This is a genomic window from Streptomyces sp. NPDC058001, from assembly GCF_042886315.1.
Classification (GTDB): Bacteria; Actinomycetota; Actinomycetes; order Streptomycetales; family Streptomycetaceae; genus Streptomyces.
The window spans coordinates 473858-493341 of sequence record NZ_JBHVQT010000007.1 but is presented as its reverse complement, the minus strand read 5'-3'; the positions used below and the strand labels follow the sequence as shown (position 1 = coordinate 493341).

Here is a 19484-nt window from a genome sequence, read left to right as displayed (position 1 = left end):
TGCAACCCATTGCCGGTGTCCCCGTCAAGCGATGGAGGCAGTGGCGATCATGCCACTGCCTCCTTGGGCCACGCATTCGGCTCACACGGCGTCAGATCCGGTAAGTGCGCGCGGGACGCGGTACGCGCGCGGGAGATGCCGTACGCCTGCGAGAGACACGGTACGCGCGCGGGAGACCCGTGCTTACGCGCGCGAGGCCGTCACCGCCGTACGTCCCGTCAGGTGCTCTGTCCGCTCCGTCCGCTCAGTCCTTGGTGAGCGCCCCCGCGGTGGAGCCGTCGCCGGGGCGCTGGCCCGGGACGACGTCCGATGTGACGGGCTCGGCCGCCGCGGCCACGGCGACCCCGGTCTTCGCGCGCCGTCCGCGCCGCTCGATCCAGCTCGCCAGCGAGGACAGCGCCAGACAGAGGGCCACATAGATCGCGCCGACGACGATGACGACCGGCGTGATCGGGTTCTCGCCGTTGACGATGATGTTGTTGGCCATGTTCCGGGCCGCGTACAGCAGCTCGGGGTAGAGGATCATGTAGCCGAGGGATGTGTCCTTGAGGGTGACCACGAGCTGGCTGATCACCGTCGGCAGCATGGACCGTACGGCCTGCGGCAGCAGCAGTGTCACCATCACCTGCGACTTGCGCAGGCCCAGCGCGTAGGCCGCCTCCACCTGGCCGCGCGGGACGGCGTTGATGCCCGCGCGCAGCACCTCGGCCTGGACGCAGCCGTTGTAGACGGTCAGACCGATGACGAGGGCCCAGAAGGCGGTGCTGTCACCGATGACACCGAGATTGTCCCGGTAGGTCAGGAACACGACCCACAGGCCGTAGATGGTGATGAGCAGCGGGATCGCGCGGAACAGCTCGATGAAGCCGGTCGCGAACCAGCGGACCGGCTTGTGGTCCGACAGCCGGGCGACGGCGAGCAGCAGACCGAAGACCATCGACAGCACACCGGCGAGTGCGAACGCCTTGAGGGTGGCCAGGACGCCGTCACGGATGTTGGCCCGCACACCGGCGTTGTTGAAGATGTTCCAGACCTCGGGCTCCAGCTGGCCCTTGACGTTCAGCCGGTAGATCGCGAAGACGATCAGCCCGAGCACGGCCGCCGAACCGACGACGGTGTAGATCAGGTTGCGGACGCGGGCCTTGGGGCCCGGTGCGTCGTACAGGACGCTCGAACTCATCGTGCGACCCCCATGCGCCGCTCCAGCAGCCGGAACAGACCGCTGATGGTGAAGGTGATGACCAGGTAGCCGAGTGCCACCCAGAGGAAGATCCAGGCGATGTCGAAGCCCTTGTCGCTGAGCAGCTTCTGCACCCCGAACAGTTCGGCGGTGCTGAAGGCGCCCGCGATGGCCGAGTTCTTCGTCAGCGCGATGAAGATCGAGCTGAGCGGCGGGATCACCGTGCGCGTGGCCTGCGGCAGCACGATCAGGCGCAGCGTCTGGAAGAACGTCATCCCGATCGAGCGGGCTGCCTCCGCCTGGCCGAGGGGCACCGTGTTGATGCCGGAACGCACCGCTTCACAGACGAACGACGAGGTGTAGAAACTCAGGGCCAGCAGCGCCTTTGTCCACGGGCTGAGTCCCGGCATGAAGATCACCGGGATGACGAACCACGCGACGAGGAACAGCAGGGTCAGCGGAGTGTTGCGGAAGAGGGTCACCCAGGCGGTGCCGAAGAACCGCAGGGGTGGCACGGGCGACACCCGGAATCCGGCGATCATGACACCCAGCACCATGGCGAGAACCCCGCTGGCCAGGGTCAGCAGGATGGTGCCTATGAACCCCTCGCGGAACTCCGGGAGATGGTCGAGCAATACGTTCACGGGGATGTCCTCGTGGGCGGCGGCGGACGGGCAGGAGGGGCCGCCGCCGGGCGCGTCACGCGGACGCGCCCGGGACGGACGGTGTGCTGCCGGGAGAGCCGGCGGCGCCCGGGGGCACCGCCGGCGGTCACTCAGTAACGCTCAAGCGCCGGCGGCTCGGTGTACGTCGAGCCGGACAGGCCCAGCGTCGCGTCGTACGCCTTCTTGTAGTCGCCGTTCTTCTCGTGCGCCTCGATGGCGTCGGAGACCGCGTCCCGCAGGGCCTTGTCGTCCTTGTTCATGCCGATGCCGTACGGCTCCTCGGTGAACGGCTTGCCGACGACCTTCAGCTTCGTGGGGCGCTGCGCCGCGTAACCCTTGAGGATGGCGTCGTCGGTGGTGACGGCGTCGACCTCGTTGTTGAGGAGCTGCTGGACGCACTCGGAGTACTTCGACAGCTCGACGGTCTTGGCGCCGTACTTGGGCTTCTTGATCTCCTGGAGCGGGGTCGAGCCCTTGATCGAGCAGACCGTCTTGCCCTTGAGCGAGTCGGGGCCCGTGACGGCGCTGTCGTCCTTGCGGACCAGGAGGTCGGCGCCGGCCAGGAAGTACGGGCCCGCGAAGCCGACCTGCTTCTTGCGCTCGTCGTTGATCGTGTACGTGCCGACGTACAGGTCGACCTCGCCCTTGGAGATGGTGGTCTCACGGACGTTGGAGTCGACGGTCTCGAACTGGATCTGGTCGGGCCCGAAACCGAGGTCGGCGGCGACCATCTTGGCGATTTCGATGTCGAAGCCGGACCGCTTGCGGTCGGTGTCCTCGAAGCCGAGGAACGGCTGGTCGTTCTTGGCGCCGATGACGATCTTGCCCGCGCTCTGCGCCTTCTTCAGCGTCGGCGAGTCGATGCTGACGTCCTTGGCGACCGTGTACGTGGGCAGCTTCGGCGCGTCCTTGCCCGTGGACGCGTCGCTCGGCTTGTCACCGGCGTTGCCGGAGTCGCCGCCACAGGCGGTGGCGGTCAGCGCGAAGGCGGCGATCGCCGCGGCGACGGCGGCGCTCTTACGGAGCTTCATGGTGAAACATCCTTAGTGTCGAGAGATTCGGCGGATACGACGGTTGGGGACAAGACGCACCGTCGCAGGGCGTCACACTTCGGCGAGGAAGGATCTTCGACTCAGTGGTGCAGGATCTTCGACAGGAAGTCCTTGGCCCGGTCGCTGCGGGGGTTGCTGAAGAACTGGTCGGGGACGGCCTCTTCGACGATGCGGCCGTCGGCCATGAACACGACGCGGTTGGCGGCGGACCGCGCGAAGCCCATCTCGTGGGTGACGACGACCATGGTCATGCCGTCCCGGGCGAGCTGCTGCATGACCTCAAGGACCTCGTTGATCATCTCGGGGTCCAGGGCCGACGTCGGCTCGTCGAACAGCATGACCTTGGGGTCCATGGCCAACGCCCGTGCGATGGCGACGCGTTGCTGCTGCCCGCCGGAGAGCTGCGCCGGGTACTTGTCCGCCTGGGTGCCGACGCCGACCCGGTCGAGGAGGGCGCGGGCCTTCTCCTCGGCGGTCTTCTTGTCGGCCTTGCGGACCTTGATCTGGCCCAGCATCACGTTTTCGAGCACCGTCTTGTGCGCGAAGAGGTTGAAGGACTGGAAGACCATGCCGACGTCGGCGCGCAGCCGTGCCAGCTCCTTGCCCTCCTGGGGCAGGGGCCTGCCGTCGATCGAGATGTCTCCCGAATCGATGGTCTCCAGGCGGTTGATGGTGCGACACAGGGTGGACTTGCCGGAACCGGAGGGCCCGATGACGACGACGACCTCGCCACGGGCGATGGTCAGATCGATGTCCTGGAGCACATGCAGCGCGCCGAAGTGCTTGTTCACGGTCTTCAGCACGACCAGTTCGTCGGCCGCGGGTACGGCGTCCTTGGCCACCGATACATCCGTCATCGACTTATTGCTCCGTCCTCCTCGATTGGGAGGACAGTAATGACGTGGTAATGCCACCGTCAGTACATCTGAGGGGAACTTGAGCATCACGATCCGGTCGCAATCGTACACATGCTGTGAGGGCGCCTTTCCCGGCGCTCCCGCACAGGCGCGCGTACCGGGTGCGTAACGGAACGTGTGCGGCGCCCGATCCCACTTGACGGGGTCCCTGTCGATCGGCGTGGATGCCTAGGGCAGCAGGGGAACGAACGATGAACCGAAGGGGGCCGCCATGAGACTGCTTCTGGTCGAGGACGACGATCACGTCGCGGCGGCCCTGTCGGCGGTTCTGGCACGGCACGGCTTCGACGTCGTCCACGCGCGCAGTGGCGAGGAGGCGCTGCGGGCGCTGCTCCCGGACGCGGCCCCGGCGCGGGCACCCTTCGCGGTGGTCCTCCTGGACCTGGGCCTGCCCGACCAGGACGGGTACGAGGTCTGTGGCAAGATCCGCAAGCTCAGCAGCACCCCGGTGATCATGGTGACGGCCCGCGCGGACGTACGGTCCCGGATACATGGCCTCAACCTGGGCGCCGACGACTACGTGGTCAAGCCGTACGACACCGGTGAACTCCTCGCCCGTATCCACGCCGTCAGCCGCCGCAACGTCCCCGACGAGGCCGGGACGCCCGCGGACAGCGATCTCAGGCTGGGGCCCGTGCACATCGAACTGCCGACCCGCAGGGTCAGTGTCGACGGCGCCGCCGTTCAGCTCACCCGCAAGGAGTTCGACCTGCTCGCGCTGCTCGCGCAGCGGCCCGGTGTGGTGTTTCGCCGGGAACAGATCATCAGTGAGGTGTGGCGGACCAGTTGGGAGGGCACCGGACGCACCCTGGAGGTCCATGTGGCGTCCCTGCGCTCCAAGCTGCGGATGCCCGCCCTCATCGAGACCGTGCGGGGCGTGGGCTACCGGCTCGTCGCTCCCACGCCCTAGAGGCCGCGGGTGGGTGCCCGGCTCCTTCCGCTGCTGATCGTCCTGATGGCGGGGGTCCTGCTCGCGCTCGGCTTCCCGCTCGCCGTGAGCCTCGCCGCGCAGGAGCAACAGACCGTCGTCGTCGACCGGATCGACGACACCGCGCGCTTCGCGTCGCTCGCGCAGTTCGTCACGCGCCAGACCAGCGGTTCCCGTGTCGCCGTCAAGGACGAGCGCCAGGACACCCTCCAGAAGGAACTCGCGCGCTACTACGAGGTGTACGGGATCCGGGCGGGTGTCTTCTACCGCAATGACGAGCCCATGGCGCACGCCCCCGAGAACTGGTACCTGCCGGACGAGGGCGCCGTACGGGACACGTTCCAGGAGGCCCTTCTCTCCCGCCCCGGGCACAATCCCGACCAGGTGTGGCCCTGGCAGGACGGGCGCCTGGTCGTCGCGTCGCCGGTCATCCGCGACGGTGACGTGATCGCCGTCGTCGTCACGGACTCGCCCACCGGACAGATGCGGTCCAAGACGCTGCGGGGGTGGCTGGTCCTCGGTGCGGGTGAGGTGGCCGCGATGCTCCTCGCGGTCGGGGCGGCGCTCCGGCTGACCGGCTGGGTGCTGCGGCCCGTGCGTGTGCTCGACGCGACGACCCACGACATCGCGACGGGCCGCCTCAAGTCCCGGGTCGCGGCGGCCGGCGGACCCCCGGAACTCAGACGCCTGGCCCGGTCGTTCAACGAGATGGCGGACAACGTCGAGGACGTGCTCGAACAGCAGCGCGCCTTTGTCGCCGACGCGTCCCACCAACTGCGCAACCCGCTCGCGGCGCTGCTTCTGCGCATCGAACTCCTCGCCCTCGAACTCCCCGAGGGGAACGAGGAGATCGCCTCGGTGCGCACCGAGGGCAAGCGCCTCGCACAGGTGCTCGACGACCTGCTCGATCTGGCGCTGGCCGAGCATGCCGACTCCGACCTGAAGTTGACCGACATCGGCGCGCTGGCCGACGAGCGCGTCGCGGCCTGGCGCCCGCTCGCCGAGGACAAGGGCGTCCGGCTGACCGGGCGGTGTCCCGCCGTCACCGCCTGGGCCGACCCGGTGGCCCTGTCCAGCGCGCTGGACGCGGTCGTCGACAACGCCCTCAAGTTCACGCCGGCCGGTGAGGAGGTCCGTGTCACGGTCGCCGCCGACGGTCCGACGTCGACCGTGGTCGTCACGGACGGCGGCCCCGGCCTCGCCGACGACGAACTGTCCCGTGTCGGGGACCGCTTCTGGCGCAGCGGACGGCACCAGAACGTGAAGGGTTCGGGCCTCGGCCTGTCCATCTCGCGGGCGCTGCTCGCCGCGGGCGGCGGCACCATCACGTACGAGCGCCATGAGCCGCACGGCCTGAGGGTGACGGTGTCGGTGCCCCGATCGGCGCCGTGACCGTGACCGGGCGAGGCACGGTGGCTACGGCTATGGCTACGGCGATGGGTATGGCTACGGCTTGACCGAGCGGTAGTAGCGCCGCGCTCCCTCGTTGAGTTGCAGCGGGTCCGTGAAGAGGGCCGTGCGCAGGTCCACCAACTGGGCCGCGTGCACCTCGGCGCCGATGTGGTCACGGCTGTCGATCACCGTACGGGTCAGCTGCTCGGTCAGTCCCGGGTCGGCGCGGTCCGTGGTGACAAGCAGGTTCGCCACCGCCAGCGTGGACACGGCGTCACCCTGCTGGGCGGCCGGATAGGCGTCCGCGGGCATCACGGACCCCCGGTAGTAGCGCGAGGCGCCCCCCTGCGCGTGCAGGGCGTCCACCAGGTTCCCGAGCGGGACGAACCGGATGTCGTACCGCTCCGACAGAAGCCGTACCGACGTGGTCGGCAGGCCGCCGGACCAGAAGAACGCGTCGATCTCGCCTTTCTCCAGCTTGCTGGGCATCGTGTCGATACCGATCGACACCGGGTCGATGTCCTTGGTGGCGTTCAGGCCCGCCGCCTTCAGGACCCGGTCCGCGATCAGCCGCACCCCGGAGCCGACTTGGCCCACGGCCACCCGCTTGCCCGCCAGGTCCTTCGCCGACTGCACATCCGACAAGCGCGGCACGACGAGCTGCACATAGTCGTCGTACAGCCGTGCGCAGCCACGCAGATCGGCCGCGCCCTCCTTGTCGTCGAGACGGTACTTCTCCACCGCGTCGGCGGCGGCGATGGTGAAGTCGGCCTCGCCCGTGGCCACCCGCTGGACGTTCTGCTGTGAGCCCTCGCTGCTGGTCAGACGCACCTTGAGGCGGGGCAGATCGCGCGCGAGGGCGGCCTCCAGGAGCTTGCCGTAGCGCTCATACACGCCGGAGCGCACTCCCGTGCTGAAGGTGACGGTGCCGCCGGGAGTGTCCTTCTCCAGCGGGTACAGCCACCACAGCAGCAGCCCTAGCGCGACGAGCCCGGCGACAGTGCCCTGGAGGGCGCGACGCCGGGTGATGCGGGGGAGTGCGGGGACCATGCGGGCGATCCTGCCAGTTGGGGCACCGGCCTGGCCAGGGTCGGCGGCCGGAGGGACGGCGGGGGCGGAGGCGGCCGGGGCGGAGTCAGCCGAGTCCCTCCAGGACGCTCACCGTGTTGGTGTAGATCAGACGGCGCTGGCCGAGGGCCGCGTAGTTCGACCAGACCGACGCGAGGTTCCGTTCCGTGATCGCGCTGCGGTGCGGGTCGTCGGCGGGCGCCGGATGGATCTGGTCCATGAAGTCGCCCTCGACCAGGCAGTGCGCGGTGTCCGTCGCCTGCAACAGCTCGGACACCTCCCACGCGACGCTTGTCTTCCCGACCCCGGAGCCGCCCCCGATGAGCAGCAGTTCATATGTCGACATGGCTCGCCACCCTGACAGGGCGGGCGCACGGCGGCATCCGAATTCCCGGCGGCCCATGTCGTGAACGGGCCCTCGGGGGCATGGGGTTGGATGTCCGCGTGACCGTTCATGAGGTGGCCCGGCAACTGCCGGCGATATCCGTCGTGCGTGACCTGAGCCGTGCGATGGCGATGGCGGAGGCGATCCTGTGCCCGGACTGGGCGGACCGCCACTACTCGTTCGACGCGCACTGGTCCGACGGCGAGGAGATGGCGTCGATGGGCGACGGCTCGGGCGACGAGTACGCCGTCGTGTTCTCGGCCGCCGGGGCGTACGCGCGGGGGTTCGCGCACGAGTCGTGGATGAGCCCCTATGCGGGCGACGGGCCGTGGCCGGGCGTACTCGACGAGGTCCCCGACGTGTTCCGGCCGTGCGTGGAGGACCCGGCGTTCTGCGACGAGGACGGGACGCCGGTGGTGACGGCGTGCCTGTGGCGGCAGGCCGGGGACGATCAATGGCGTGCGGGGAAGATCGAGTTCCCGGAGGGCCGGGACGACCCCGACGGCGCGCGGGGCCTCTTCCGCCTCCTCGTCGCCGGCGCCCCCGAGGCGTACCGGGACTTCGCCGAGGACTACTACGACGTCCCGGTCCCGCTGTCGGCGATCCGCGACCTCTACGCGCTGCGCCCGCTGACGAGCGAGCTGGTAGCGGCCCTGAACCCGGCGCTCACGCCGGCGGATCTGACCGCCGACGCCACCGTCATCGGCTACCCGACAGCCGCCCGCCCGGACCGCTGAACGGCCACTGAACGGCCGCTCAGTCCCGGCCACTGAGTCCCGGCCGCTCAGTCCCGGCCGCTCAGTCCGTCGCCGGACGGGGCGCGAAGAGCAGCGGCCATTCCTCGGCGGCGTTGATCGCGGCGATGACGTCGTCGTCCGTGTCCGAAGGCTCCGCGAACCACACCGCGACGGCCTCGTCGCCCCCTGGGCAGAGCGCCGGGTCGACCGTGGTCCGTACGCGCAGCAGCCGGTGCGCCTCCGGGGCGTGCGCGGACATCTCGGTGAACGCGGTCACGTCCAGGTCCGTCAGCGGATACGCCATCACGTCCGCCGTCAGCACGTCACCTTCGCGCGTGTGCTCGATCCACGCGTCGGTCGCGACGATGTACAGCACACCGTCGCCCTCGTAGCCGTAGTTGCCGAGCGCGAGAACCGCCTGCTCGCCGACCGAATCCGGTTCGTCCAGGACGAGCACGAGCTGCCGCGCGCCGTCCGTCGCGTCGATCCGGTCGGTGATGATCGCCCGTGTCATACCCGCACAGTACGGGGACGGAAAAACCACCGTGCGAGGCGTACCGGGACCGTGGTTGGTTGGCGCGATGACCGATCTGACGCCCGCCGACGAGTTCGCCGCGTTCCTCGCCCGTATCCGTGCGGATCCGGAGGTCGTCGGGGCGATCCTCAGCGGCTCCCGGGCCAAGGAAGGCACCGCGACGCCGCACTCGGACCACGATGTGTACCTGGTGGCCGCCGACGGCGCCGAGTCGTCCGTCGCCAGGGAGGTACGCCGCGACGCCCGGCTCGACGTCTCGGTCATGCCGCTGAGGGATTTCCGTACGCATGCGCTGCCCGGGTCGGGCACGGAGTGGAACCGGTACGCCTTTGCTCACGCCAAGGTGCTCAAGGACACCCCTGACGGCCTCGTCGCGGACCTGGTCCTCGCCAACTGGCACCCGAGGAGGCCGCACGGACGGCGCCCGAGATCCTCGACGGCTTCCTGAACGGGGTCTACCGCTCCCTGAAGAACGACCGCAACGGTGACGTCACAGCGGCCCGGCTGGACGCCGCCGAGGCCCTGCCTTTCCACCTCGGTTACGTTTTCGCGCTCCACGCGCGCGTGCGGCCCTACAACAAGTACCTGGGCTGGGAGCTGCGCCACCACCCCCTGAGCCGTCCCGAGTGGCCCCACGACCACCTCCTGCCGCTGCTCGAACAGGCGCTGTCCCCATCGCCCGCCCCCGCCCTGCGGCAGCTCTTCAACGAACTGGAGCCGCGTGCCCGCGTCGCCGGACACGATCAGGTGCTGGATGCCCTGGGGCGACGACCTGCTGCTGATGCGGGGGTCGCGGTGACCATCGTCTGTGCGTCTCCTGTCGTAGCCTTCCGGTATGGCTGAGTCCGAGCACCGTGTGGTCGTCGAAGAGGGCCGGATCACTACGCCGAGGGTCGTGTTGCGGCGGTGGACGCCGGACGACGCCGAAGCCGCCCTGGAGATCTACGGTTCCGACGAGGTGGCGCGATGGCTGGCGCCCGCGATGGAACGGGTTCCCGATGTCACGGCCATGCGCGAGGTCATCGAGGGATGGATCGCGAGCTGCCGGGAGCTGGAGCCGCCCCAGGGGCGCTGGGTGATCGAACGGCGTGACACGGGTGCACTGATCGGCGGAGCGGCCCTGCTGACGCTGCCTCCTCAGCACGTCGACCTGGAGATCGGCTGGCAGTTGGCGCGCAGCGCCTGGGGCCAGGGACTGGCCGCCGAGTCGGGGCACGCGGTGGCGCACTACGCCTTTGAGTCCGGCGCGTCCGAACTGTTCGCGGTGGTACGCCCCCGCAACGAACGGGGCGCGGCCACGGCACGGCGCGTGGGCATGGAGTGGGTCGGCGAAACGGAGAAGTACTACGACCTCCGCCTCCAGGTGTACCGCCTGCGCCGGGGGGAACTGGACCTCCCTGGCCCCTCCTCCTGACATCCCCTCTGCCTGACGCCCCGTCTTCGTGACGCACCCGCCCGCAGAGGGATCGTCGGTCACGCCTTTGCTGAGCCACCCGCGCCCGTACCCGTACCCGCCAGAGCCCGCTGCCGCGCCAGCTCCACCGCTTCCGACAGCGACGCGATGTCGTACGCCCCCCGGTGCCGCCGTCCGTTGATGAAGAACGTCGGTGTTCCCGACACGTCGCTCAGGTCGGCGGAGTCGACGTCCTCGGCCACCCGTCGCGCGCCGCGATGCCGGCGCAGATCGCGGCGGAAGGTCTCCTCGTCCAGGCCGAGTTCCCGGGCGTACCGTAGCAGATCGGTGACGGCGAGCGCGTCCTGGTGCGCGAGGAGCAGGTCGTGCATCTCCCAGAACGCGCCCTGTTCGGCCGCCGCCTCGGCCGCCTCAGCCGCGAGCTGCGCGCGCGGGTGGACGTCGTTCAGCGGGAGATGTCGCCACACATAGCGCACGTCGCCGAAGTCGGCCAGCAGCTCCCGGACGACGGGTTCCGCCTGCCCGCAGTACGTGCATTCGAAGTCCCCGTACTCGACCACGGTCACCGGTGCCTTGTCCGGGCCGCGCACACGGTCGTGCCGGGGGTCGACGGCCACCGCCAGATCCGTCAGGGGCTCCGACGTACCCAGCAGCGCGCGGGCCCGGCGTGCGGCCGGCAGCAGCCCGATGACGCCGGAGACCACCCACCCGGCGGCGTAGGCGCAGGGCAGCGTCGCCAGGATGCCGATCCGGGCCTCGTTGAGGTCCTTGCCCGTGAACGCCAGCGACGCGATGAGCAGGGACACCGTGAACGCCGCCCCGGCCACCGCCCCGCCCGCGGTCACCGCACCCCAGCCGACGTTGGGACGCAGCCGCCCGCGCGTGGCAGCGCGTGCCGCCGCCATGGACCCCACGATGCCGACGGTCTTCCCGATCACGCTGCCGCACAGGATGCCCAGCGTGATCGGTGAGGTGAAGGCGTCGGCCAACTCCCGTGCCCCCAGCGGGATACCCGCGTTGGCCAGCGCGAACAGAGGGACGATGACGAAGCTGACCCAGGGCAGAAAACGCTGTTCCAGTCGCTCGTTCGGCGAGATGGCCGAGGTCAGCCCCTGGACCGCCGACCGCTGCAACTCGGCCGTCGGCTGCTCACGGAAGAGCCGGAACAGCCCGCTCGCCCGCTCCAGATCCCCGCGCGGCGGCGGATAGGCGATCACCAGCGCGCCCACCGCGAGCCCCGTCACCACCGGATCCACCCCGGACTCCAGCAGCGCCACCCAGACCACCACGGACAGCAGCGCGCACGCCCCGCCACCGCGGATGCCCAGCACGCGCAGACCGACGATCAGCAGCAGTACGCCGATGGCGACGAAGAGGGCCGTCAGATGGATCTCGGCGCTGTAGAAGACCGCGATGACGACGAGCGCGACCAGGTCGTCGACCACCGAGATCGACAGCATGAAGGCGCGCAGCGAGGCGGGCAGTCGCGTACCGAAGAGCGCCAGGATGCCCAGCGCGACGGCCGTGTCCGTGGACATGGCCGTCCCCCAGCCGTGCACCGAGTCACGGCCCGCGTTGAAGCCGAGGTAGATCACGACCGGAACGACCATGCTGCTGAGGCCGGCGATCAGCGACAGGACCACCCAGCGTCTGTCCCGCAGCTCGCCCATGTCGAATTCCCGGCGGGCCTCCAGGCCGACGACGAGGAAGAAGAGCGCCATCAGGCCGCTGTTGATCCACTCGTGCAGGTTCAGCGACAGGCCGTAGCGGCCGAGACGCAGCGAGAAATGGGTGTCCCAGAGCGTTTCGTACGAGTGGAGGTCGACGTTCGCCCAGATCAGGGCGGCGGCGACGGCCGCCAGGAGCAGGGCGGCGCTGCCCGCCTCGGTACGTGCGAAGGTTCGCCAGCGGGCGGCGGTGACAGCCGAAAGCGGTCGGCCCGCGCTGTTCGCTGTCCCGTTCACGTCCCTGTCGGCCGACGCCGGTCGCGGGCGTCGGGGTCAGCCGCGCCTGGCGGCGGCGAGAGCGGCGCGCAACTCCTCCGCGTCGACGGGCTTGCCCGGATCGTTGGGCAGGTCCTGCGGGTTGCGGGCGTACGGCCGCACATAGGCGGGCATGTCGCGTTCGAACCGCCAGCTGTCCGCGAGGCTTCCGGTGTCGACCGCGTCGTACCCGAGCAGGTCGAGCAGACGGGTGGCGGACGCCTTGGCGTCGGCGTCGTCGCCCGCGATGGGGAGCGCCGCGCGCTGGGGCGAGCCCGCGGGCCGCGCGAGTGTGGCCAGATGCTTGAAGAAGATGTTGTTGAACGCCTTGACCACCTTGGCGTCCGGCAGATGACGCTGGAGCAGCTCGCTGGTGGTGACCTCGCCTTTGTCGAGTTCCGGGACCGACCCGTCGCGCTGGGGGTAGTAGTTGGTCGTGTCGAGGACGACCTTCCCGTCCAATGGGTGCACGGGCACCTGGCGGTCGTTCTTGAGCGGGATGGTCACCACGACCCAGTCCCCGGCCGCCGCCGCGTCGGTCGCGGTCGCCGCCCGTGCCTTCGGTCCGAGTTCCGTCACCAGGTCTGCCAGGGTGTCCGGGCCACGGGAGTTGCTGAGGACCACGTCCAGTCCGGCGGCGACACCGAGCCGCGCCAGAGTGCCGCCGATGTTTCCGCTGCCGATCAACCCAAGAGTGCTCATAGCGGCATTAAACCGGATATATGGATGTCCTACTCGTCAGGCTCCGGGGCCGGAGGCGGTGAGGGGACCACCTACCCTGGTGACATGAGTGGGAGTGACCGGAGTCAGGCAGTGGACGGATCGACGACGTACGACGGATCGAAAACGTACGAGGTGCGCACCTACGGGTGCCAGATGAATGTCCACGATTCGGAGCGGCTGTCCGGCCTGCTGGAGGACGCGGGGTACGTGCGCGCGCCCGAGGGCTCCGACGGGGACGCGGACGTCGTCGTCTTCAACACCTGCGCGGTCCGCGAGAACGCCGACAACCGCCTCTACGGCAACCTCGGCCGGCTCGCCCCGATGAAGACCAAGCGGCCCGGCATGCAGATCGCCGTCGGCGGCTGCCTCGCGCAGAAGGACCGCGACACCATCGTCCGCCGCGCCCCCTGGGTCGACGTCGTCTTCGGCACGCACAACATCGGCAAGCTCCCGGTACTCCTGGAGCGCGCCCGCGTGCAGGAAGAGGCCCAGGTCGAGATCGCCGAGTCCCTCGAAGCGTTCCCGTCGACGCTGCCCACCCGCCGTGAGAGCGCGTACGCCGCCTGGGTGTCGATCTCGGTCGGCTGCAACAACACCTGCACGTTCTGCATCGTGCCCGCACTGCGCGGCAAGGAGAAGGACCGCAGGACCGGTGACATCCTCGCCGAGATCGAGGCCCTGGTCGGCGAGGGCGTCTCCGAGATCACCCTGCTCGGTCAGAACGTCAACGCCTACGGCTCGGACATCGGCGACCGTGAGGCGTTCGGCAAGCTCCTGCGCGCGTGCGGCGCGATCGACGGCCTGGAGCGCGTCCGCTTCACCTCACCGCACCCGCGCGACTTCACCGACGACGTCATCGCCGCCATGGCCGAGACGCCGAACGTGATGCCGCAGCTCCACATGCCGCTCCAGTCCGGCTCCGACACCGTCCTGAAGGCGATGCGCCGCTCCTACCGCCAGGAGCGCTACCTCGGGATCATCGACAAGGTGCGCGCCGCCATCCCGCACGCGGCCATCACCACCGACATCATCGTGGGCTTCCCCGGCGAGACCGAGGAGGACTTCGAACAGACCCTCCACGTGGTCCGCGAGGCACGCTTCACGCAAGCGTTCACGTTCCAGTACTCCAAGCGGCCCGGCACCCCCGCGGCCGAGATGGCGGACCAGATCCCCAAGGAGGTCGTCCAGGCGCGGTACGAGCGCCTGGTCGCGCTCCAGGAGGAGATCTCCTGGGACGAGAACAAGAAGCAGGTCGGCCGCACCCTGGACCTCATGGTCGCCGGGGGGGAGGGCCGCAAGGACGGCGCCACACACCGTCTCTCCGGCCGCGCGCCCGACAACCGTCTCGTGCACTTCACCAAGCCCGACGAGGACGTGCGCCCCGGTGACGTCGTGACCGTCGAGATCACCTACGCCGCTCCGCACCACCTCCTCGCCGAGGGCCCCACCCTGAAAGTCCTGCGCACGCGCGCGGGGGACGCCTGGGAGAAGCGCAACGCCCAGGAGGCCGCCAAGCCCTCCGGCGTCATGCTGGGGCTGCCGAAGATCGGCGTACCGGAGCCGCTGCCCGCGGCGACGGGCGGGGCCTGCGGCTGCGACTGACAGCGTGCCGGGGCGGGAAGGAGACCGTCATGGCGTACAGCGTGGAATTCACGGAGCGCGCGGCACGGGTCCGGGACAGCCTTCCCGAGGAGCGCCGGGCGGTCCTGGAACGCGGCCTCGCCATCCTGGTCACCGAACCGCGCCACAAGTTGTCGCACGCCGTCGGCGGCGACGAGTCCACGCGCGAGATCGCGCTCTCCCGCAGCCTCGTCGTCGAGTACGTCATCAGTGACGGCAAGCTGGTCGTGCTGCTCGTGACAGTGATCGATCTGACGGATGTCCTGATCGAGGAGTGACGCGCCTCGCCTCCAGGGCGGGGTCTCGGCGCTGCGTGACCCACGTCCCTGCCAGGAGTGCCCCACCGCTCCCGCGCGCGGGGTTACGCTGCCGATCATGCTTGTTGCCGCCGCTGTCTGCCCCTGTCCTCCGCTGCTGGTGCCCGAGGTCGCCGCGGGTGCCGCCCCCGAACTCGACGGGTTGCGCGCGGCATGCGACGAGGCGGTGCGGGCGGTGCTCGCGGCCGACCCCGAGCTGGTCGTCGTGGTCGGCCCCGCCCCTGCCTCCGCCTCCGCCGCGGCTTCCGGAACCGGCGCCGTGACGTACGAACAGGGCACCCCGGGCACCTTCCGCCCCTACGGCGTGGCACTGGACGTATCCCTGGGCAAGCCGGGCTCCGGGACGCCCGACGACCGGCTTCCGCCGTCGCTCGCCGTGGGCGCCTGGCTCCTCGACCGCGCGGGCTGGAGCGGGCCCGTACGCGGCGTCCAGGTGCCCGACGGCATGGAGCGTGCCGCCAACGCCGCGACCGGGGCCGACCTGGCCCGGCTCGCGGACCGGGTCGGCCTGCTGGTCATGGGCGACGGCAGTGCCCGCCGCAGCCTCAAGGCACCCGGTTATCTCGATGAACGGGCGGCGGAGGTCGACGCGCGGATCGCCGCCGCACTCATCGCCGCCGATGTTGGCGCCGATGTCGACGTGGACCTCGACGTCGACTCGGGGGATTTTCTCGCCGCGCTGGACGCCGACCTCGCGCGGGACCTGATGATCTCCGGACGCTCGCCCTGGCAGGTCCTGAGAGGAGCGTCGACGGGCGATCTGACCGGGCGCCTGCTCTACGACGAGGCGCCGTACGGGGTGGGGTACTTCGTCGTGTCCTGGGTGTAGGGCCCGAGAGGCGCCTATCGCGAAACGGCATCCCCGCGCGCGTGGCGCCGTTTCTCACCCTGAGGGCAGAGACGCCGACGGCCGCGAAACGGTGGGTCCGTTTCGCGGCCGTCGTGGCGACGCGGGGCAGTGGGCGTCCGGTCCGGCGCGTCAGGCGGCCGGAGGCGTCGGCGGTGTCGTCGGGGGGCCGGCCGGAGGGGTGCCGGAAGAAGTCATGCCCCCTTCGGACGGGCCATTCCCGCTCGCGGTCCCTCCGCTCGCCGTGCCTTCGCCCGTGTCGCCCTCGGCCGCACCGCCCGCGGTGTCGCCCGGCTCCTTGCCCGCGAGGCGGCCCAGGGCACCCTTGGCCTTGTCCGTGCCCGTGTGGATCTTCTCGCTGTACTTGCCCTTGGTCTTGTCGTCGACCATCTTCGCGGCCCGTTCCAGACCGTGGTCGATCTTCTCCCCGTGCTGGTGCGCGAGGTCCGAGACCTTGTCCTTGGCAGGCGCGAGCTTCGCTTTCAGCGTGTCCAGGATGCTCATGGTTCGCCTTCCCTCGCGGGGGTCGTGTCTCGCGGGAACCGGTCCCGCGAAGGAACTACTTGCGGACGCTTTCACCGGCCTCGTTGTCGGCGGCAGCGTCCACGGACTGCTGCTTGGGGATCTCCACGCCCTCCACCGTGTCCGTGTCACTTCCGGCGGCTTCGGCCGACTCCGGTTCGGAATCCGTCCCGGTAGCGGGAGCGGTCGAAGGCGAGTCCTCCGTCGACGCGACGTCAGTGGTGGACGAAGCCTTCGCCTCCTCAGACGTGCGTTCCGCCGTCGCGGTGACCGCCGACTTCTCGGCGGCGGACGCCCCGGCGGCAGCTCCCTCGGCTCCTTCTGCTCCCTCGGCGACCGTTCCCACGGCGCCGGATCCCTCAGCGGTCGACGCTTCCTCCGCACCCTTCGGCTTACGGAGGAAACGCTCAAAAATACCCATAACCACTCCATATCGTACTCGTGTGGGCGAAATCCCGCGCTACCCGGTGCGCCCCATTGCGTCGACCGGGCCACCGGCACTCGAAACCGCCACCGGAACCTCGCAACTGGCAACGACCCCGCGCGTGCGGCGTCACGTAACTCGTTCGGGAAGACCTCTGAGGTTTGCGAGACTGGTGCGGTGAGCAGTGAAGCCCCCGCCCCGCGGGTCATCGCCGTCGTCGGGCCGACCGCGGCCGGAAAGTCCGATCTGGGCGTCTTCCTCGCCCAGCGCCTCGGTGGCGAGGTCGTCAACGCCGACTCGATGCAGCTCTATCAGGGGATGGACATCGGCACCGCCAAGCTGACGCCCGGGGAACGCGGCGGGATCCCGCACCACCTCCTCGACATCTGGGACGTGACCGTCACCGCGAGCGTCGCCGAGTACCAGCGCCTCGCGCGCGGGGAGATCGACCGGCTGCTCGCCGAGGGCCGCTGGCCGGTCCTCGTCGGCGGTTCCGGGCTGTACGTGCGCGGAGCCATCGACCATCTGGAGTTCCCCGGCACCGACCCCGTCGTACGGGCCCGACTGGAGGACGAACTCACGCTGCGCGGCTCCGGAGCGCTGCACGCGCGCCTGGCCGCCGCCGACCCGGAGGCCGGCCGGGCCATCCTCCCGAGCAACGGCCGCCGTATCGTGCGCGCTCTTGAGGTCATCGAGATCACGGGCCGGCCCTTCACGGCCAACCTCCCCGGCCACGACTCGGTCTACGACACCGTGCAGATCGGCGTCGACGTGGTCCGCGCCGAACTCGACGAACGCATCACCACGCGCGTGGACCGCATGTGGGACGCCGGACTCGTCGATGAGGTGCGCGCGCTGGAGGCCCGTGGACTGCGGGACGGACGCACCGCGTCGCGCGCGCTCGGGTACCAGCAGGTGCTCTCCGCGCTCGCGGGGGAGTGCACCGAGGAGGAGGCGCGCGCGGAGACCGTACGCGCCACCAAACGCTTCGCCCGCCGTCAGGACTCGTGGTTCCGGCGCGACCCGCGCGTGCACTGGCTGAGCGGCGCCGCGGAGGACCGAGGGGAACTCCCGGCACGGGCGCTGTCGTTGCTCGAACGACCGGTCACAGCCTGATCACGTGATGGCATCGGGACGCTCCGGCCGTCATCGGGGCCCTCGGCGCCGTGCCATCATCGACCCACGATCGACCAGTGGAGTCCGGAGTGGGAGGGCGCGTGGCGATGGAGGCCGGCCCTCAGAACACCGCACCGGGCGGCAGGCAGCACACCGCGCGCGGTGACGCCGACCGCTCGGCGGACACCGCGGACGGACTGAGTTCCGACGGCCCCGACGCGACGCCCGACGGTGTCGCCGACGACGGCCCCGGGCCCGACGAGCTGGACCCGCAGACCGAGGTCGAGGTCGAGCTGCGCCCCCAGCGCCGACTGCGGATCTGGCAGCTCGCGCCGATCGTGGCGCTCGCCGCGGGCGGCTCGCTGATGTTCGCGTTTCCGCTGGCGTTCGAGTTCGGCGACGGCGGTGCGATCGTGGCCATGCTCGGCCTGCTGATCTGCTCCTGCGCGGCCGGCTGGGGCATGATGGCCGCCCGCCGCGTCGGGTACACCTGGCCGGGGCTGCCGCAGCGCGGCTCGGGGAGCCGCCCGGACTGGCGGGTCGTGCTCACGTACGTCCTCGTGGTCGGCGCCGTCGCCGTACTCGCCGTCTGGCGCGTCGCCCGCCTGCGCTGAGCCCACGGTCCGCCCGCGCCGAGCCCACCCGCCTGCGCTTATCCCACAGCGCACTGTCACGCCCCCGCTGTCGCACCCACCCCGTACGATCGAGGAATGAGCCAGCGGATCGCCTTCCTCAAAGGTCACGGGACCGAGAACGACTTCGTGATCGTTCCCGACGCCGAGAACGCCTTGGAGCTGCCCCCGGCCACCGTCGCCGCCCTGTGCGACCGTCGCGCGGGCATCGGTGGCGACGGTCTGCTGCACGTCGTGCGGTCCGCCGCCCACCCGGAGGCCAGGGCGATGGCGGACCGGGCCGAGTGGTTCATGGACTATCGCAACGGTGACGGCTCGGTCGCCGAGATGTGCGGCAACGGCGTGCGGGTCTTCGCCCGCTATCTCCAGCGCGCGGGACACATCACCGAGGGAGACCTCGCCATCGCCACCCGCGGCGGTGTCAAGAGCGTGCACATCGCCAAGCCGGTCCCGAACAGCGGTTCCCCCGAGGGTGACATCACCGTCGGCATGGGCAAGGCCCTGCTGCCGGAAGGCGACATCACGGTGTCCGTCGGCGAACTGACCTGGCCCGCGCGGAACGTGAACATGGGAAACCCGCACGCGGTCGCCTTCGTGGACGACCTGGCCCAGGCCGGAAGGCTCCTGACACCGCCTCCGGTCAGCCCGGCGACGGCCTACCCGCAGGGCGTGAACGTCGAGTTCGTCGTCGACCGCGCCCCGCGCCATGTCGCGCTGCGGGTGCACGAGCGAGGCTCCGGCGAGACCCGCTCGTGCGGCACGGGCGCGTGTGCGGTGGCCGTCGCGGCGGCCCGCAGGGACGGCCTCGACCCGAGCCGCACCGGCACCCCGGTGACGTACACCGTGGACGTCCCCGGTGGGCGACTGACCGTCACCGAGCGGCCCGACGGCGAGATTGAGATGTCCGGGCCCGCCGTGATCGTGGCCGAGGGCGAGATCGACACCCTGTGGCTGGAAACCGTCAGCGGGCGCGCGTAACCCTAAACCCTTGATCGTTCCCTCGAATGGGTGATCCGTTTCACGCTCGG

The 19484-nt window shown here is 70.2% G+C and carries 22 protein-coding genes and 1 pseudogene; 12 read left to right on the top strand and 11 right to left on the bottom strand.

What is annotated here, in order from left to right; translation table 11 throughout:
- Window positions 1-244: 244 nt before the first annotated feature.
- From ACFVT5_RS20230 to ACFVT5_RS20215, 4 genes are all read right to left on the bottom strand, one after another.
- Window positions 245-1180, bottom strand: coding sequence for an amino acid ABC transporter permease (locus ACFVT5_RS20230; protein ID WP_389889341.1), 936 nt, complete (start codon window positions 1178-1180; stop codon window positions 245-247).
- Window positions 1177-1824, bottom strand: a complete 648-nt coding sequence (locus tag ACFVT5_RS20225) for an amino acid ABC transporter permease (protein ID WP_389889338.1) — start codon at window positions 1822-1824, stop codon at window positions 1177-1179. The genes ACFVT5_RS20230 and ACFVT5_RS20225 overlap by 4 nt, the downstream gene beginning before the upstream one ends.
- A gap of 131 nt (window positions 1825-1955) precedes the next feature.
- Complete coding sequence (locus tag ACFVT5_RS20220; protein ID WP_389889335.1) at window positions 1956-2876, bottom strand: glutamate ABC transporter substrate-binding protein; 921 nt, start codon at window positions 2874-2876, stop codon at window positions 1956-1958.
- Window positions 2877-2977: 101 nt separating this feature from the next.
- On the bottom strand, window positions 2978-3754 hold the full coding sequence (locus ACFVT5_RS20215; protein ID WP_389889333.1) for an amino acid ABC transporter ATP-binding protein: 777 nt from the start codon (window positions 3752-3754) through the stop codon (window positions 2978-2980).
- Between the two features lie 271 nt (window positions 3755-4025).
- Between ACFVT5_RS20215 and ACFVT5_RS20210 the strand changes: the two genes are divergently transcribed.
- Both ACFVT5_RS20210 and ACFVT5_RS20205 read left to right on the top strand, forming a co-directional pair.
- A complete protein-coding gene (locus ACFVT5_RS20210; RefSeq protein WP_389889330.1) occupies window positions 4026-4724 on the top strand; it encodes a response regulator transcription factor in 699 nt (232 codons plus the stop codon).
- 9 nt (window positions 4725-4733) lie between these two features.
- Window positions 4734-6134 (top strand): ATP-binding protein, encoded by a 1401-nt coding sequence (locus ACFVT5_RS20205; RefSeq protein ID WP_389889327.1) that lies wholly within the window; start codon window positions 4734-4736, stop codon window positions 6132-6134.
- A 54-nt stretch (window positions 6135-6188) separates the two neighbouring features.
- On the opposite strand, the gene ACFVT5_RS20200 is transcribed toward ACFVT5_RS20205, so the two are convergent.
- Together ACFVT5_RS20200 and ACFVT5_RS20195 are read right to left on the bottom strand one after the other, a co-directional pair.
- Window positions 6189-7184 (bottom strand): TAXI family TRAP transporter solute-binding subunit, encoded by a 996-nt coding sequence (locus tag ACFVT5_RS20200; protein ID WP_389889324.1) that lies wholly within the window; start codon window positions 7182-7184, stop codon window positions 6189-6191.
- 97 nt (window positions 7185-7281) lie between these two features.
- Window positions 7282-7548, bottom strand: a pseudogene (locus tag ACFVT5_RS20195) (hypothetical protein); the annotation flags it as partial.
- 80 nt (window positions 7549-7628) lie between these two features.
- On the opposite strand from ACFVT5_RS20195, the gene ACFVT5_RS20190 reads away from it, so the two are divergent.
- Window positions 7629-8324, top strand: coding sequence for a hypothetical protein (locus ACFVT5_RS20190; RefSeq protein ID WP_389889321.1), 696 nt, complete (start codon window positions 7629-7631; stop codon window positions 8322-8324).
- 61 nt (window positions 8325-8385) lie between these two features.
- Here ACFVT5_RS20190 and ACFVT5_RS20185 read toward each other — a convergent pair whose 3' ends face one another.
- On the bottom strand, window positions 8386-8838 hold the full coding sequence (locus tag ACFVT5_RS20185; protein ID WP_389889318.1) for a hypothetical protein: 453 nt from the start codon (window positions 8836-8838) through the stop codon (window positions 8386-8388).
- A gap of 67 nt (window positions 8839-8905) precedes the next feature.
- On the opposite strand from ACFVT5_RS20185, the gene ACFVT5_RS20180 reads away from it, so the two are divergent.
- The 3 genes from ACFVT5_RS20180 to ACFVT5_RS20170 all read left to right on the top strand — a co-directional run bounded on the left by ACFVT5_RS20180 (window position 8906) and on the right by ACFVT5_RS20170 (window position 10273).
- Window positions 8906-9307 (top strand): hypothetical protein, encoded by a 402-nt coding sequence (locus ACFVT5_RS20180; RefSeq protein ID WP_389889315.1) that lies wholly within the window; start codon window positions 8906-8908, stop codon window positions 9305-9307.
- Between the two features lie 116 nt (window positions 9308-9423).
- Window positions 9424-9702: a hypothetical protein gene (locus tag ACFVT5_RS20175; protein ID WP_389889312.1), complete on the top strand. Its 279-nt coding sequence runs from the start codon at window positions 9424-9426 to the stop codon at window positions 9700-9702.
- On the top strand, window positions 9695-10273 hold the full coding sequence (locus tag ACFVT5_RS20170) for a GNAT family N-acetyltransferase (protein WP_389889309.1): 579 nt from the start codon (window positions 9695-9697) through the stop codon (window positions 10271-10273). The genes ACFVT5_RS20175 and ACFVT5_RS20170 overlap by 8 nt, the downstream gene beginning before the upstream one ends.
- 59 nt (window positions 10274-10332) lie before the next feature.
- On the opposite strand, the gene nhaA is transcribed toward ACFVT5_RS20170, so the two are convergent.
- Together nhaA and ACFVT5_RS20160 are read right to left on the bottom strand one after the other, a co-directional pair.
- Complete coding sequence (gene nhaA, locus ACFVT5_RS20165) at window positions 10333-12237, bottom strand: Na+/H+ antiporter NhaA (protein WP_389889306.1); 1905 nt, start codon at window positions 12235-12237, stop codon at window positions 10333-10335.
- A 36-nt stretch (window positions 12238-12273) separates the two neighbouring features.
- Window positions 12274-12957, bottom strand: coding sequence for an NADPH-dependent F420 reductase (locus ACFVT5_RS20160; protein ID WP_389889303.1), 684 nt, complete (start codon window positions 12955-12957; stop codon window positions 12274-12276).
- An 84-nt stretch (window positions 12958-13041) separates the two neighbouring features.
- Here ACFVT5_RS20160 and miaB point away from each other — a divergent pair, with 84 nt between their 5' ends.
- The 3 genes from miaB (at window position 13042) to ACFVT5_RS20145 (ending at window position 15744) form a co-directional block, all read left to right on the top strand.
- Window positions 13042-14580: a tRNA (N6-isopentenyl adenosine(37)-C2)-methylthiotransferase MiaB gene (gene miaB, locus ACFVT5_RS20155; RefSeq protein ID WP_389889300.1), complete on the top strand. Its 1539-nt coding sequence runs from the start codon at window positions 13042-13044 to the stop codon at window positions 14578-14580.
- Window positions 14581-14609: 29 nt separating this feature from the next.
- Entirely contained in the window at window positions 14610-14876 is a 267-nt protein-coding gene (locus ACFVT5_RS20150; protein WP_389889297.1) for a hypothetical protein, read from the top strand.
- Between the two features lie 97 nt (window positions 14877-14973).
- Window positions 14974-15744 carry a class III extradiol dioxygenase subunit B-like domain-containing protein gene (locus ACFVT5_RS20145; RefSeq protein ID WP_389889294.1) on the top strand — a complete coding sequence of 257 codons (771 nt, stop codon included), beginning with the start codon at window positions 14974-14976 and terminating at the stop codon, window positions 15742-15744.
- Window positions 15745-15894: 150 nt separating this feature from the next.
- Here ACFVT5_RS20145 and ACFVT5_RS20140 read toward each other — a convergent pair whose 3' ends face one another.
- A complete protein-coding gene (locus ACFVT5_RS20140) occupies window positions 15895-16266 on the bottom strand; it encodes an antitoxin (RefSeq protein ID WP_389889291.1) in 372 nt (123 codons plus the stop codon).
- Window positions 16267-16321: 55 nt separating this feature from the next.
- A complete protein-coding gene (locus ACFVT5_RS20135; protein WP_389889288.1) occupies window positions 16322-16705 on the bottom strand; it encodes a hypothetical protein in 384 nt (127 codons plus the stop codon).
- Between the two features lie 180 nt (window positions 16706-16885).
- Here ACFVT5_RS20135 and miaA point away from each other — a divergent pair, with 180 nt between their 5' ends.
- The 3 genes from miaA (at window position 16886) to dapF (ending at window position 19434) form a co-directional block, all read left to right on the top strand.
- Window positions 16886-17824 (top strand): tRNA (adenosine(37)-N6)-dimethylallyltransferase MiaA, encoded by a 939-nt coding sequence (gene miaA / locus ACFVT5_RS20130; RefSeq protein WP_389889285.1) that lies wholly within the window; start codon window positions 16886-16888, stop codon window positions 17822-17824.
- Window positions 17825-17931: 107 nt separating this feature from the next.
- Window positions 17932-18438 (top strand): hypothetical protein, encoded by a 507-nt coding sequence (locus ACFVT5_RS20125; protein WP_389889458.1) that lies wholly within the window; start codon window positions 17932-17934, stop codon window positions 18436-18438.
- A 96-nt stretch (window positions 18439-18534) separates the two neighbouring features.
- Window positions 18535-19434 carry a diaminopimelate epimerase gene (dapF, locus tag ACFVT5_RS20120; RefSeq protein ID WP_389889282.1) on the top strand — a complete coding sequence of 300 codons (900 nt, stop codon included), beginning with the start codon at window positions 18535-18537 and terminating at the stop codon, window positions 19432-19434.
- Window positions 19435-19484 lie beyond the last annotated feature (50 nt).

What these genes read in the sequence shown, in the direction of transcription:
- ACFVT5_RS20230 (WP_389889341.1), bottom strand. Translation starts at nt 1,180, where the DNA reads ATGAGTTCGAGCGTCCTGTACGACGCACCGGGCCCCAAGGCCCGCGTC.
- ACFVT5_RS20220 (WP_389889335.1), bottom strand. Translation starts at nt 2,876, where the DNA reads ATGAAGCTCCGTAAGAGCGCCGCCGTCGCCGCGGCGATCGCCGCCTTC.
- ACFVT5_RS20215 (WP_389889333.1), bottom strand. Translation starts at nt 3,754, where the DNA reads ATGACGGATGTATCGGTGGCCAAGGACGCCGTACCCGCGGCCGACGAA.
- ACFVT5_RS20210 (WP_389889330.1), top strand. Translation starts at nt 4,026, where the DNA reads ATGAGACTGCTTCTGGTCGAGGACGACGATCACGTCGCGGCGGCCCTG.
- ACFVT5_RS20200 (WP_389889324.1), bottom strand. Translation starts at nt 7,184, where the DNA reads ATGGTCCCCGCACTCCCCCGCATCACCCGGCGTCGCGCCCTCCAGGGC.
- ACFVT5_RS20190 (WP_389889321.1), top strand. Translation starts at nt 7,629, where the DNA reads ATGGGGTTGGATGTCCGCGTGACCGTTCATGAGGTGGCCCGGCAACTG.
- ACFVT5_RS20185 (WP_389889318.1), bottom strand. Translation starts at nt 8,838, where the DNA reads ATGACACGGGCGATCATCACCGACCGGATCGACGCGACGGACGGCGCG.
- ACFVT5_RS20180 (WP_389889315.1), top strand. Translation starts at nt 8,906, where the DNA reads ATGACCGATCTGACGCCCGCCGACGAGTTCGCCGCGTTCCTCGCCCGT.
- ACFVT5_RS20170 (WP_389889309.1), top strand. Translation starts at nt 9,695, where the DNA reads ATGGCTGAGTCCGAGCACCGTGTGGTCGTCGAAGAGGGCCGGATCACT.
- ACFVT5_RS20160 (WP_389889303.1), bottom strand. Translation starts at nt 12,957, where the DNA reads ATGAGCACTCTTGGGTTGATCGGCAGCGGAAACATCGGCGGCACTCTG.
- miaB (WP_389889300.1), top strand. Translation starts at nt 13,042, where the DNA reads ATGAGTGGGAGTGACCGGAGTCAGGCAGTGGACGGATCGACGACGTAC.
- ACFVT5_RS20150 (WP_389889297.1), top strand. Translation starts at nt 14,610, where the DNA reads ATGGCGTACAGCGTGGAATTCACGGAGCGCGCGGCACGGGTCCGGGAC.
- ACFVT5_RS20145 (WP_389889294.1), top strand. Translation starts at nt 14,974, where the DNA reads ATGCTTGTTGCCGCCGCTGTCTGCCCCTGTCCTCCGCTGCTGGTGCCC.
- ACFVT5_RS20140 (WP_389889291.1), bottom strand. Translation starts at nt 16,266, where the DNA reads ATGAGCATCCTGGACACGCTGAAAGCGAAGCTCGCGCCTGCCAAGGAC.
- ACFVT5_RS20135 (WP_389889288.1), bottom strand. Translation starts at nt 16,705, where the DNA reads ATGGGTATTTTTGAGCGTTTCCTCCGTAAGCCGAAGGGTGCGGAGGAA.
- ACFVT5_RS20125 (WP_389889458.1), top strand. Translation starts at nt 17,932, where the DNA reads ATGGAGGCCGGCCCTCAGAACACCGCACCGGGCGGCAGGCAGCACACC.
- dapF (WP_389889282.1), top strand. Translation starts at nt 18,535, where the DNA reads ATGAGCCAGCGGATCGCCTTCCTCAAAGGTCACGGGACCGAGAACGAC.